This is a genomic window from Flavobacterium sp. WC2416 (genome assembly GCF_041200095.1).
In the GTDB taxonomy this organism is placed as follows: Bacteria; Bacteroidota; Bacteroidia; order Flavobacteriales; family Flavobacteriaceae; genus Flavobacterium.
The window spans coordinates 3,820,787-3,835,792 of record NZ_CP165626.1 but is presented as its reverse complement, the minus strand read 5'-3'; the positions used below and the strand labels follow the sequence as shown (position 1 = coordinate 3,835,792).

Sequence of the window (15,006 nt, the reverse complement as noted above, 5' to 3'; positions counted from 1 at the left end):
TTAAAAGAAGGTATAATGGGGTAGTGATTTAGTATAAAAAAAGCAGTCATTGCCATGCAATAGCAGAACAGCGTTTTGAAATTGTTTTTAAATAATGAATAATAAATGAGTTGCGGTAGGCAACATTAAAACTTACAATTTATATTTGAAATATATTAGGATTAATAACTATACTATAATGGCAATACATAAATTACAATGGCAGTTATTCTTTTGGTTAGTGTTTTCGAATGTTTTGTTTGCTCAAAATAAATTCGAAAACTACCAGTTTAGAATAATTAAAGAAGGAACTTCAAAACGTGCAGTGTCTTCAATAGTCCAAGATAATTATGGGTTTACGTGGATTGGTACAAATGGAGCAGGTTTGTATCGTTACGACGGAGTGAACTATATAGGCTATGAATACAATCTAAAAAAATCAGGATCTGTAAATAGTAATGTTATTTATGCAACTTATGTTGATGACAAAAATAATCTCTGGATAGGTACAGATGAGGGGTTGTGTTTGTACAATCGGGATAGTGATCAATTTACTAAAATTAAGATTGAAGATGTCGTTGCTAAAGGGTATGCTGAGCCTATAACTGTAAAATGTATCATTCAAGATAATCAAGGTAATTTGATACTGGGAACCTATGGTTACGGTTTAATACTGTTGAACAAAAAAACATTAAAAGCCAAAAAAATAGAATCGAGGCTTATTAATTTGAAGGACTTTCAAATTAAAGATTTTGCTAAAAATAAAAAAGGGGTTGTCTTTTTTGGATCAAATTTCGGAATGTTCTATTTCGATTCAAACTATCAAATTAAGCCAATTTTTAAAGATAAGTTCAAGAAAATACCGGTAACAGAATCGATTGAATCAATGGTAGTTGATAAAAATGATTTCATATGGATAGGAACAACATCGGACGGTTTATTTAAAATAAAAATTGACAATGATACGTATCAATTTCAAAATTTTCCAATCACAAAACACAAGGTACTTTCGATTATAAAAAACAGTCAAAATATTATTGTTTGTGGAACTGAGAATGATGGGTTAATAACTGTAGATAATTCAGGCGCGATCATTAAAAAGTATTTGCATAGTAAATATGATAATTATAGTTTAAAATCAAATTCCGTCTGGTCTTTATATGAGGATAAGGAAAGCCGCATTTGGATAGGGTACTACAATAAAGGAGTGGGCGTATTTGATAAGCCTAACACTAAGTTTAATACGGTTGAGTCGTTATTAAATAATGATAATTCCTTACAAACTAGCTCGGTTACCGCTGTCGCAAAAGATAAATTGGGGAATTTATTAATAAGTACAGAAGGAGGAGGAATTGATGTTTTTGATCCAGAAAAAAAGAGTTTTGTTCATGTAAACAGCATTAATCAAAGTTATTATGCAGGATTAACGGCTAATGATATTCAGACTATTTTTATAGATAGCAAACAAAATATTTGGCTTGGGAGTTGGAATCAGGGGATTTTTTTCCTGAAGTTTGGTACAAAGAAATTTGTAAATTACAATACATCGAATACAAAAGGATTACTATCGAATCGCATATTTAGCTTTACAGAGGATTCCAAGGGAAGAATCTGGATCGGTTCATTTGTCAAAGGGTTGCACTATTTTGATTCTGTTCAAAATAAATTTTTTCATTGCAATTTTGAAAACGTATTTAAAGACGACGCTAGTCTAGCCTATGTTCGAAAAGTTTTTGTGGATTCTGATGATGTTTTGTGGGTGGGAACTATCCTAGGATTGTATCAAGTAAAAATAAACGATGGAGGTTCGTATACTGTCATTTCGATGAAAAATCAAATGATTAAAAACTTCAAAAAACACAACAGTATTCAAACTATTTTATCGATTTACGAGTCAAACGACAAGACCATTTGGATAGGTACTGATGGAGGTGGCTTGTTTAGCTATGACAAAAAGAAAAGGCAGTTCTTTAATTATAATGATTTTCCTGATTTTAAGGAAAAATCGATTCGCTCCATCGTAACTGATGCTAATGATTGTTTGTGGGTTAGTGGTGGATTAGGTCTCTCAAAACTTGATTTTAAAAATAAAACGATTGTTAATTTTACTATGGATGATGGGTTATTAGTAAATGAATTCAACAACAATGCTGTATTTAAAGATGGCTACGGCATGTTGTATTTTGGGAGCTATGAGGGACTAATTTATTTCAATCCCAATCAAATAAAGAAAACCCAAAAAGAGCCGTCGTTATATTTTAGCGACTTTAAGTTATTCAATAAATCAGTGGTTCCTGGTGCCGAATCCTCACCATTAAAAAAAGTAATATATCAGACAAAATCCTTAACACTCGATCATTCACAATCAGTATTCACTATCGAATATGTAGGGATAAATTACAATTATCCAGGTAAAAACGAATACGCTTATTATTTAGAAGGTTTTGAAAAAGACTGGAACTATGTGGGCAATAATAGAACAGCAACATATACTAATCTTGAGGCTGGAGAATATACTTTCAAAGTAAAAGCGGCAAATAAAGCAGGCATATGGAGTTCCAAGCCTGTAGTGCTGCATATTCGTGTTTTACCACCCTGGTGGAGATCGTATTTGGCCTATTTTTTATACATCGGGCTTCTTGTTTTTGTGTTATTGTATTTGAATGGAATTTATCAGAACAAATTTAAGGCAAAACAAGCTATTGTTTTGGAAAGAGAAAAAGCAATTCAGTTAGAGAAATTAAATAATAAAAAATTACAGTTTTTCACTAATATTTCACATGAATTTAGAACACCACTTACCCTAATAATAAACCCATTAGAAGATATTCTTAAAAATAAAAATGAAGACATATCTAAGGAAGTTTTTGACAAGCTCAAAACAATTCATAAGAGTTCAGATCGACTTTCAAGGTTAATTAATGAGTTAATGGACTTTAATAAGTTACAGTTTAATAAAATCATTTTACAGGTTAAGAAAGTCGAAGTAATCAGTTTCACAAAAGAAATCATTAGCTATTTTGATGAAGAAGCACGAAATAGAAAAATCAAAATTATTTTCGAATCGCCATTAGAAAAACTTAATGATTGGCTAGATCCTAAAATGTTAGAGAAAATTATTTTTAATATTATTTCGAATGCCTTCAAATTTACTCCTGACAACGGTCTAATAAGTGTTGCCATTGAAAAAGTCGAAAAGGCACTTTTAATTGATGGAAATGTAGTGCCTAGTTTTTCGATAGTTGTTACAGACACTGGTGCAGGTATTGCTAAGAAGGATTTAAAAAGAATTTTTGATCGCTTTTATCAAGTTAATAATTTGAATAAAGTGTACTACGGTAGCACGGGAATAGGACTAGAAGTTGTTAAAGAATTTGTAGAACTCCATCAAGGAATAATAGGGGTGGATAGCAAGCAGGACGAAGGAACAAAATTTACCGTAACGTTACCAATTGGCAAACATTTTTATGATCAAGCTGAGGTAAGCAACGAAGTATTTCATTTAGATTCCATAAAAAGCAAGAATTTTATAGCGCCCGAAGGTGTTGAATTCCAAACTGCCGAGACACCCGAAGAAGACAAAGCTTTTACTGTTTTAATTGTCGAAGATAATTCAGGGCTTCGTAATTACTTAAAACAAGAATTGAGAAAACAATACAAAGTGATTGTGGCCGAAAACGGAAAAAAAGGATATGATTTAGCTCTACAGAAGTTGCCGGATTTAATTATTACGGATGTGATAATGCCTGTTATGGATGGATTGGAATTGTGTAAAAACATCAAGGGAAACTTGAAAACTAGTCACATACCGTTATTAATGCTTTCTGCAAAAGCGATGGTGAAAGACAGGCTAGAAGGTATCGATTCTGGTGCTGATATTTATTTAAGTAAGCCCTTTGATTTAGATATTTTAAAGTCGAGTTTGGCTCAATTGATCTCTAGTAGACAAATTATGTTTAATAAATTTTATACAGGGATAACGAATCAAGGAAAAGAGCATACAACCACATTGGACAATGAATTTATCCAAAAAACATTAAGTTATATTAATGAAAACATTAGTGACTCGCAATTGAGTGTTGAGCTTCTATCTTCTAAAGTATTTTTAAGTAGGAGTCAATTGTATCGAAAAATTAAAGCATTAACAGGTGTTACTGTAAGTGAGTTTATTCGAAATGTACGACTTGAAAAAGCACGAGTATTGATTGAACAAGGGAATAATAACATGAACGAAATTAGCTTTAAAGTAGGGTTTACGTCCCCGTCCTATTTTGCGAAGTGTTATAAAAATAAGTACGGCCACCTGCCTAGACAAGGAATGGGTAATAAAGACTAAATACTTTATATAAATCAGATTGTTAAGTTTGAATAAAATCGAATGGGTAAAAAGTAATTTTTATCCATTCGATTTTTTGTTTATGATAAAAATATAAATATCGAATATAATGTATAGGAAATTTTTTTAAACCTTCATTAACTTGATTTATTGTTTTTTAAGCAAAATGAGATAATAAAATTTTTTTACTGAAACAAAAATAATGGTTTTGATTGCTGCTCTATTTCGTTTTTAAAGAAGGTTTATATTGAGTCAATTCTCCTGTTTTTACTTAGATTATTTTGCACTATCTATTTTTATAAACGTTATTTTTTAATATAAGATTAAAAAAAAGCACTGTTTTTTATCATAAAAACACATTGCAAAGCGTAATCATAGAATCTTAAAATCCATTGTTTGTTGGTTTTAGCGCATTTGTGCATCAAATATCTTATAAGATGCAACATCTGTTTTATGATACCGCTCTCTGTCCCTCTATTTTAGATAAGAAAATTTCAGCATAATCATCTCGCTATAAATTACCATTTGTAATGAAATGGCCAGATAGGTTTTTGATGCAGTTTTTAACTAACCAATTTAAAATATTAATCAATTCCAAACCAACAATTTTTATGAAGAAAAGAACATTAAAAAGGCTATTGTTACTAATTATGTTTATGTCGGGAAGTCATTTCTTTGCACAAACGGTTAAAGGTAAAGTTACATCAGGAGGTCTACCACTCCCAGGTGTTAGTGTCATAGTCGAAGGGACAAAAAAGGGTACAAGTACAGATTTTGAAGGTGCGTTTGTTTTAAATAATGTATCGGCTAAATCAAAGCTAACTTTTAGCTATATCGGTTTTAAAACAACTACTCAAACTGCAGTAAACAATATGCAGATTGTTATGATTGAAGATTCTCAAAATCTTAATGAGGTTGTGGTAGTAGGTTATGGTACTTCAAAAAGGAAAGACATTACTGGAGCAATTTCATCTGTAAAAGCCTCAGAACTGCAAGATAAACCATTTACTTCTATTGATCAAGCCCTTATAGGAAAAGCGGCTGGTGTCAATGTAACTCAAAATTCAGGAACACCTGGAGGAGGGATTTCAGTTCAAATTAGAGGGATAACTTCAATCAATGGAAACGAACCTTTGTATGTGATTGATGGAACTCCGATTTTTGCGGATAAGAATAATGATTCATTTTCATTTAGCGCGTTAGGAGGAGGAAATGGGCAAACGAAAAACTCGGCATTATCAAGTTTGAATATTTCGGATATTGAGTCAATCGATATTCTAAAAGATGCATCGGCAACTGCCATTTATGGTGCAAATGGTGCCAATGGAGTTGTGTTGATTACCACAAAAAGCGGTAAAAAAGGGAAATCAATCGTGAGTTATGAAACCTATGTAGGTATGCAACAAGCAACCAAATTTGTATCTGTTTTGGATTTGCCTCAATACGCAAAATACCAAGCAAAAGTATATCAATTAAATGGAGAAGCTGTTCCGTTTCAATACCAAAGCCCAGATTTATTAGGGAAGGGAACAAACTGGCAGGATGAACTTTTTAGAAATGCTACGATTTACAATCATCAACTTTCAGTTTCTGGTGAAAAGGATGGGACAAGATATTATACTTCTTTGAATTATTTTGATCAAGAAGGGATTGTATTGAATTCTGATTTCAATAGATTATCCTTGCGTTTGAATGTGGATTCCAAAGTGAAATCTTGGTTAAAAATAGGAAATAATATGTCATTAAGTAAATCAACCCAAAGGGTGGTAAGAAATGATGACAGAGGAGGATTGGTAATGAATACTTTGAGACAATCACCAGAGTTACCTGTTCGATATGCTGATGGTTCTTTTGCAGGTCCTACAGGCAATTTAGGGTCATCTGCCAATGAGGCAAGCAACCCAATCGCATTAGCTGAATTTAATAACGCAACCACACAACGCTATAAAATTAACGGAAACTTGTTTTCAGACATTAATCTAGTAAAGGGTTTGGTTTTTAGATCAGAATTGGGTTACGACTTGAATTTTGGTAAAAATAGTTCGTTTGCACCGAGCTATACTTTAGGAAATGTTACGGAACTTTTGAATAGATCCTACAAACAACAAGATCAAAGTTTTTATTGGAATGTAAAAAATTATTTTACCTACAATAAATCGATCAATGAAAAACACAATTTTACAGTATTACTTGGACAAGAATCCCAAGAAAGTAGATACGAATATTTAAGTGGTTTTAGATCGGGTCAATTTTTAACTAGCAATTTTAATAACCTGGATATTGGGGATATTGATACCGCTCTAAATGGGAACGGATCGGGGAGATGGTCTATGAGTTCTTATATTTCTAGATTTAATTATGGGTTTTCGGACAGGTATTCTTTCTCAGCTTCTTTAAGAGCCGATGCTTCTTCCAATTTTGGACCAAATAATAAATGGGGGTATTTTCCTGCGTTTTCTGGAGCATGGACAGTAAGTAATGAAGATTTCTTGACTAATAATAAATACATCAATTATTTAAAATTGAGAGCGGGTTATGGTGCTGTAGGAAATCAAAATATTCCAGCTAATAGATACCAAACTATTTTGTCTTTAATCGCCTCGCCTTTTGGAGGTACTTCCCCTACGATTGACAATTTGGGAAATCCTGATATTAAATGGGAATCACTTAAGTCATTAAACTTGGGTATTGAGGTTGGGATTTTTAATGATGCAGTAAAACTGGATGTTGATTATTACATCAAAACCTCATCAAACTTCTTGACCAAACAAATCAATGATGAATCGAACCAAAGTGCACAAAATTTTTATTTAAATACAGGTGAGATTAAAACCAAAGGAATCGATATTTCGATCAATACTAGAAATTTTTCTACACCTAATTTTAAATGGGATACTTCTATTATATTTTCAAAGTATAATAATGAGTTGACTCGTTTTCAAGGGGTTGGTAAATCATTGTTGGGAAAAGTACAATTTGACTTATATACCATTAGCAGAACTACAGAAGGACAACCAGTAGGTCAATTTTATGGATATGTCACAGATGGACTTTATAAAAACGCAGCCGAACTAGCAGCAGGGCCAATTCAAGAAACTGGTACAGCGGTAGGTGATATTCGTTTTAAAGATTTGAATCAAGATGGGAAAATTGACTCTAAAGATCAAGCACCTATAGGTAGTGCTATTCCTGATTTTACGTATGCTGTGACCAATAATTTTAAATATAAAAACTTTAATTTATCAATAGTGCTTCAAGGAAGTCAAGGAAACGAAATTTACAATTTTACACGTCATTATACCGACGGAATCTATCCAGGATTTGGAGATAGATATTCTAATGTGAGTACAAGGGTATTAAATGCGTTTGAAGTAGGTGTAAATGAAAACACAAATGAACCAAGAATTACTTTTACTGATCCAAATGGAAATGGTAGAATTTCGGATCGTTTTGTTGAAGATGGATCGTATTTGAGAATTCAAAATATTTCTTTGGGATATGACTTGCCAGTTAAGGTATTAGCCAGTTCGTTCTTCACAAAAGCTAAAGTATATGTAAATGTTCAAAATTTGCACACGTTTACAAAGTACTCAGGATTTGATCCAGCACTAGGTAATTTAGATCAAAATGTAACTTTAAGTGGTATTGATTTAGGAAGATATCCTGTGCCTAGAACTACATCTATAGGGGTGAATTTAGAATTTTAATTTTTAATTAAGGATAGCTATTTCATTTTTAGCTAGCTCAAAAAGAGAGTAAGACACTTAGAACAAATGTTATGAAAAAAATAATAAAACCTTTTTCGATTATGCTGCTAATTGCAGTATTATCCTTGTTTTCCTGTTCAGATGAATTTCTGAACGCACCCTCAGAAAATCAGCTAACGCCAGCTGATTTACCAGCAGGTATAACCCCTTTTGATGGAATCGCCGAGAGTATGTATTTCAAACCTTGGTTTACATTTAATGACAAATTCTTAATCGCGGTAGGAGATATGTATGCTGGAAATGCCTTTACGTTTGATGGTGCCTATCAACAATTTAAAGATGCTCAAGTAACCTCCCAAAATCCAATTTTAACCGAAGGATATACGTCTTTATTTTCTGTTGTAGATCAAGCCAATAGTTTAATGCGCTTGGTCGAAGAAAGAAAGAGTGAATTACCTGAGGCTTCTTATAAAAACTCTATAGCCATATCAAGATTTATGAGAGCCAATGCTTATTTTTACCTAGTTAGAACTTTTGGAGCAGTACCTATTGTTGCCAAAGCGGGTTCGGCAGCCCAGCCCAAAAGAAATCTTATAGCCGATGTTTATAAATTCATCAAATTAGACCTGCAATATGCAATTGATAACTTACCTGAAACATCTGTAAAAAAAGGATACGTTAATAAAACAGTGGCTAAAGGAATTATGGCCAAAGTACATTTGACCTTAAAGGAATACTCAGAATGTGCGGCATTGACCCAAGAAGTGATGAGCAGTCAATATTCGTTAATTCAAGATTACGGTAAATTGTTCAGTAGTCCAGAATCCAATAATAGTGCTGAGAGTATGTTTGCTTTACAATGGAAAGCTATTGCCACGCAATGGGGAACGCAAAACACCAATCAAGCGTACATTGTTCCTGGCGGAACAGGAATAACTGGTGGTGCTGATGGATGGGGTGTTTATTTGCCTTCGATTTCTTTGCAAAAAGGGTTTGAAGCAAATGACAAAAGAAAAATACAAACCATTATGACTGATGGCGATTTCTACCCAGAATTGTTAATTAATGCAGGAGGATTTAAATACAAAAAAATCTACTCGGCTACGGGAGCTAACTTCAGAAAATACATTGTAGGATCAGCTGCCGAAAGAAATGATGTATTTTTTATGAGAACATCGCAAAACACCATTATCCTTCGTTATTCGGATATTTTATTAATGCATGCCGAAGCTAAGTTAGCTGGTGCATCTTCAACTACAGATGCTTCTGCATTGAGAGCATTTAATGAAGTGAGAACCAGAGCTGGTTTACCTACCAAAACCGTTTTGACGAGAGATGAATTATTTAAAGAAAGAAGAATCGAGTTCGCGCTGGAAGGGCAATATTTCTTTGACCTGAAACGCAGAGGACTTAGTGAGGCTATTTCAGTCATTTCTCAGCAAGAAGTTGGTTTTTATTCTGATGATGCAAGAACGGCTTTGGTGTCAAGTTTGATTACTCCTGGAAGTAATTATTTTGAACTTCCCTTGCCACAGTCTGCAATTGATACCAATCCTTCTTTATTAGAACCAGCTGTACCGTACAATTTTAATTAAATCTTAAACTATGAAAAATAAAATAAAAAATAGCATCCTATTCCTTTTGAGCTTGTTTTGCCTTATAGCTTGTCAAAATGAAGATATAGTGCCGATGCAAGTAGATGCAATAGTTGCAGAACCGGGTGATTTATTAAACCAGTCGTTCCCTCTTAAAAAAGTAAGAGTCGAAGGACAATCATTAGCTGGCTTAAAGCAAATTATCCTTGACAATAAAATTGATGTGAGTTTTAATCCGACGTATAATTCGGATAAGTCTTTCATTTTTACTATTCCGTTTGATGTAAAAAAAGGCAGTCGATTTGGTAAGCAAACCATAACTTTTATTACAGCAAGTGGTTCTGTTACAAAAGATTTTGAAATTTTACAACCGCTTCCTACTATTAGTGGTCTTACGCCAGAAACACCTTTAGTTGGGAAAACAGCTGAGGTAACTGGAGATTGGTTTTATGATGTGAGTAGTGTTACTTTTAAAGGTAATCCTATTGGTTTTACGGTAAGTTCACCTACCTCATTGTTTATTAATATTCCTGCTAGTGCAACTTCAGCGGGTGATTTAGTAATTACAACTCCTAGTGGTTCTGTTACTCGTTTTATGGAGGTAAGTTTAGGATTTACTATTGTCAATGTAACGGATTTTGACGGTGGCGGAACGAGACCAGGTTCAGGGTGGTTTTCATATGGTGATGTAGCTTCGTTTAACGCAGCTACAACTGGTGGTCCTACTGGAAATTATGCACAATATTCATGGACTGGTGCTACTACAAACGGGTACAATGGTAGCAGCGGTGGAGAAGGCGCAACCTTTTTTGCAGCAAACCCAAGTTATACTGATGCGACTAAAGCCTATATTGATATCGATGTAAGTGCTAATGTTGCTAATGCACACTTTGCCATTCAATTGAACACTATTGACGGTAAAGATTATGGATATAATTTTAAAGTAGCTACTACAGATTGGGCGACAAAATCAATTTTAATAGCTGACTTTAAAGACAATTACGGTTATGGTGGTAATGCTGCTGGAACAGATTTAGATGTTTCTAAAATCAAAGAAATTAAAATTGCAATTGTTCAAGGTGATACTCCCAATCCTACAATTATTAAGTTTGATAATATCAAAATTAAATACAAGATCTAAACCAAGAAACTGTATTGAGAAAGAAAACCAAAAAGGTTGTTATTAATTAACAACCTTTTTATAAAATAATAATTATGAAAAATAAATTTTTACTAATCTGTACTATGATTTTATTCTCTTTGAATTCTTGTTCAAAAGAGAATGGGGGGGATACGGTTGCAATTTCATTAGGTTCACCATTGGCAAACGCAGCTTCAGATATTACAGATACGAGTTTTAAAGCAAGATGGAATTTTGTTTCGACTGCAAACACCTATCTTTTGGATGTTTCGTTGACAGCTGACTTCTCAAGTTTTTTGCCGGATTATAATGCAAAATCAATAGCCGATTTGAATATAGTGGTCAATGGCTTGAATGGAGGGACAAAATATTACTACCGAGTGAAAGCGAAGAATAACTCTCAAACGTCCGATTATTCAAACGTAGTCACAGTGGTAACAACAGGTACAAGTAATATACCTGAAGACCCTACTTTTCTAAAAGTAAAAGCAAATAAACTACCTAATCCGTTTTTTGTGGGTGTGGCTGTAAAAGCAAACCAATTAACAAATGGAAGTGCGTATGATGTCGTGCTTAAAAATGAATTTAGCAGTATCACTGCCGAATATGAAATGAAAATGAATCCCATTTCGATAGGAAGTGGACAATATAATTGGGCTGCTGCCGATAAAATTGTAGCCTATGGGAATACAAATGGAATTAATGTTCATGGTCATGCGCTAGTGTGGCATAACGCAGTACCAGATTGGTTGAAAAATTATACAGGAACTGATGCCGCTTTTGCATTAGAAGTAAAAAAATACATAACTGATGTAGTTACCCATTATGCAGGCAAAGTAAAATCGTGGGATGTGGTCAACGAAGCTGTGGATGATAGTAATGGCGGAATGAGAAGTACAATTTTCCTTACTCGAATGGGACCAAACTATGTAAATGACTGTTTTAAGTGGGCACGTGAAGCGGCAACAGCAGCAGGAGATAAAAATCTTTTATTATTCTATAATGAATATGCAACACCCGATAATCTTCCGAAGCAAAATAAAATGTATGCTATTGTTGATGATTTGAAAGCTAGTAATCTAATTGATGGATTAGGCTTTCAAATGCACAATACGTATCTTAATCCCACTAAAGCTCAAATAGAGGCCGATATTAATAAAGCGGTTTCCAAAGGGTTGAAAATTCATATTTCTGAATTTGATTTGCAAGTAAACCCAGCTAATGATATTAGCACTTTTACGAATGAAAGAAGATTAATTCAAAAAGACAAATACAAAGAAATAGTCAAAATTTATAATGCGCTTCCTTCAGTAAATAAATATGCTTTTACAGTTTGGGGATTCAAAGACAATGAATCTTGGATACCTTACAGTACCGATTTGAATCATGTTGGGAATGATTGGCCATTGCTTTTTGACTCTAATTTTAAAATTAAAAGTGCCCATACAGGTTTCTTAGAAGGCTTAGACTAGCACACCATAACTAAGTCTGATTTATAAAGTAATAAAATGTAATTGAGATGATGAATAAAAAAACAATGCTATCAATATTCTTATTGGTAGCAATTGTCTCTTGTCAAACACAAAGGCAATTAGCATTTCATAAGGATTCTACTAAATCATTTGAAGAGCGAGCTCAATTTATAGTGTCGCAAATGACTCTAGCCGAAAAAGTATCTCAAATGACTTATGAATCTCCTGCTATCGGACGATTAGGGATTCCTGAGATGAATTGGTGGAATGAATGCCTTCATGGAGTGGCTCGCGCGGGTACGGCAACTGTTTTTCCACAAGGAATAGGGATGAGTGCGATGTGGGATCGCAAACAAATGTTTAAAATTTCTACTGCAATATCAGATGAAGCTAGAGCCAAGCATCAAGAATTTACTTCAAGAAATAAAAGAGGAATTTACCAAGGATTAACGTTCTGGACTCCCAATATCAATATTTTTAGGGACCCACGTTGGGGACGTGGTATGGAAACTTACGGTGAAGATCCTTATTTAACTGGGGAGTTAGCAGTACAGTTTGTAAAAGGGTTGCAAGGTGATGATCCTAAATATTATAAATTGATTGCTACGGCAAAGCATTTTGTAGTACATAGTGGACCAGAAAGTGAGCGACATAGTTTCAATGCGGAGCCAAATGATTTTGATATGATCAATACCTACAGTCCACAATTTGAAAAAGTCGTGAAAGAGGCCAAGGTCTATTCGGTCATGTGTGCTTACAACAGTTACAAAGGATTGCCTTGTTGTGGCAATAAAGCTTTGAGCGATTTGTTGCGCAACGATTGGGGTTTCAAAGGCTATATTGTTTCTGATTGTTGGGCGGTAAAAGATTTCTATGACAAAGGAGCACATGAAGTGGTAGCCACCAGAGAAGAAGCTTCGGCAATGGCAGTAAAAGCAGGAACCGATTTGAATTGTGGGGACTCTTATCCGTCATTAGTAAAAGCGATACAACAAAAATTAATCACCGAAGCAGAGCTAAATATTTCTGTTGAAAGATTGATTGTAGCTCGAATGAAACTGGGTCTTTTTGCTCCAAAAGGAGATGTGAAATTTGAAAAAATTCCGTTTAGTGTAGTAGATTCTGAGGTGCATAGATTATTAGCGCTGGAATCGGCTAGAAAGTCATTGGTGCTTTTGAAAAACGAAAATAACATTTTACCTCTAAACAAAAATCTAAAAAAAATAGCTGTTATTGGTCCAAATGCGAATGAATTAGATGTTTTACTCGGAAATTATAATGGGTTTCCATCAAACGGAATTACACCTTTCAAAGGAATTCAAAATAAATTACCAAATACTCAGGTGCAATTTGCTCAAGGATGTAGTCTTGCGGATGGTTTACCAAACTTAAAAACCGTTCCATCAGCTGTTTTGTTTGCGGATGTAAGTTGTAAAACAGCGGGTCTTAATGCCGAGTATTTTTCGAACTTAGAGTTCTCTGGAACACCTTTGCATAAGCGAATAGATCCAGAAATTGACTTTATTTGGAAAATTACAGCCCCTTTTAAAGACTTGAGTTATGATAAATATGCTGCCAGATGGACAGGATATTTGTCGGTTCCTGAATCTGGGAAATATGCGTTGGGTGGTGAAGCTTTTTCTAGTATGAAATTGTATCTTGATGACAAACTGGTGGTGGAACGAGAGGATGTTCATGAACCAAAAAAAATCTATGAATTCGTCGAATTAGAAGCCAAGAAAGTGTACAAAATTAAACTGGAATACAAACAAAACAATACGGAACATGCTATTATGCGTTTCTTGTGGGATACACCAAACAATGATCTTGAAAAGGAAGCTTTGGCTGTGGCCAAAGAGTCTGATGTGGTTGTTTTATGTATGGGTTTAAGTCCAATGCTGGAAGGCGAAGAAATGAAAGTGCAGGTGCCTGGTTTTTCAGGTGGGGATCGTTTGGATATTAAACTACCCGATACGCAAACGCGATTAATGAAAAAGCTACAGGAATTACGGAAACCAATGGTGTTGGTGATGCTCAACGGAAGCGCAGTGGGAATTAATTGGGAGAATGATAATATTCCTGCTATTATTGAAAGTTGGTATCCTGGACAAGCAGGAGGTACTGCAATTGCCGATGTTATTTTTGGAGATTACAACCCTGCGGGACGTTTGCCATTGACTTTTTATAAAGATATAAAGGATATTCCTGCTTTTAACGATTACAGCATGAAAGGGAAAACATACCGTTATTTTAAAGGTGCTCCTTTGTATGATTTCGGGTTTGGATTGAGTTATTCGACTTTTAAATATACAAATCTGGATATTAAAAATGAAGTGATTACGGGAGAAGCAGTCACGATAAATGTTGATGTGACAAACAGCGGTAAATTAGATGGCGATGAGGTCGTGCAAGTGTATTTTACAAATCCTAAAGCCGATGAAAGAGAAACTATAAGAACTTTGATTGGTTTTGACCGTATTTTTCTAAAAGCTTCAGAAACTAAAAAAGTATCTTTTACCATTCAGCCTAAGCAGTTAGCACAGTTTACAAATGCAGGTTTAAAATTGAATTCTGGCGAAATTCTGTTTTCGGTAGGAGGAATGCAACCCAATGCACAGCGTGAAAAAGAAGGCAAAGTAATGCTAAAAAAAATAAATTTAGTAGGAACTACAGTGGTGTATTAGACCCAAAAGTAGTCGCAAAATAAAACCCCAAATGCTTTATAATAGCATTTGGGGTTTGTTATTTTAATTCCTTTTTTCAAAGGGATCAGTAC

General features: G+C 34.2%; 6 protein-coding genes. All 6 read left to right on the top strand.

What is annotated here, in order from left to right; genetic code table 11:
* The first annotated feature begins 178 nt into the window (after positions 1–178).
* The gene (locus AB3G39_RS16310; RefSeq protein ID WP_369769619.1) at positions 179–4,315 is read left to right on the top strand and encodes a two-component regulator propeller domain-containing protein; all 4,137 of its coding nucleotides are present in this window, start codon (positions 179–181) and stop codon (positions 4,313–4,315) included.
* A 611-nt stretch (positions 4,316–4,926) separates the two neighbouring features.
* Positions 4,927–8,022 (top strand): SusC/RagA family TonB-linked outer membrane protein, encoded by a 3,096-nt coding sequence (locus AB3G39_RS16305; protein WP_369765711.1) that lies wholly within the window; start codon positions 4,927–4,929, stop codon positions 8,020–8,022.
* A 71-nt stretch (positions 8,023–8,093) separates the two neighbouring features.
* A complete protein-coding gene (locus AB3G39_RS16300) occupies positions 8,094–9,617 on the top strand; it encodes a RagB/SusD family nutrient uptake outer membrane protein (protein WP_369753106.1) in 1,524 nt (507 codons plus the stop codon).
* Between the two features lie 10 nt (positions 9,618–9,627).
* Positions 9,628–10,758, top strand: coding sequence for a hypothetical protein (locus AB3G39_RS16295; RefSeq protein WP_369765710.1), 1,131 nt, complete (start codon positions 9,628–9,630; stop codon positions 10,756–10,758).
* A 74-nt stretch (positions 10,759–10,832) separates the two neighbouring features.
* Positions 10,833–12,230: an endo-1,4-beta-xylanase gene (locus AB3G39_RS16290; RefSeq protein ID WP_367773511.1), complete on the top strand. Its 1,398-nt coding sequence runs from the start codon at positions 10,833–10,835 to the stop codon at positions 12,228–12,230.
* Positions 12,231–12,277: 47 nt separating this feature from the next.
* Positions 12,278–14,914: a glycoside hydrolase family 3 C-terminal domain-containing protein gene (locus AB3G39_RS16285; RefSeq protein WP_369765709.1), complete on the top strand. Its 2,637-nt coding sequence runs from the start codon at positions 12,278–12,280 to the stop codon at positions 14,912–14,914.
* Positions 14,915–15,006 lie beyond the last annotated feature (92 nt).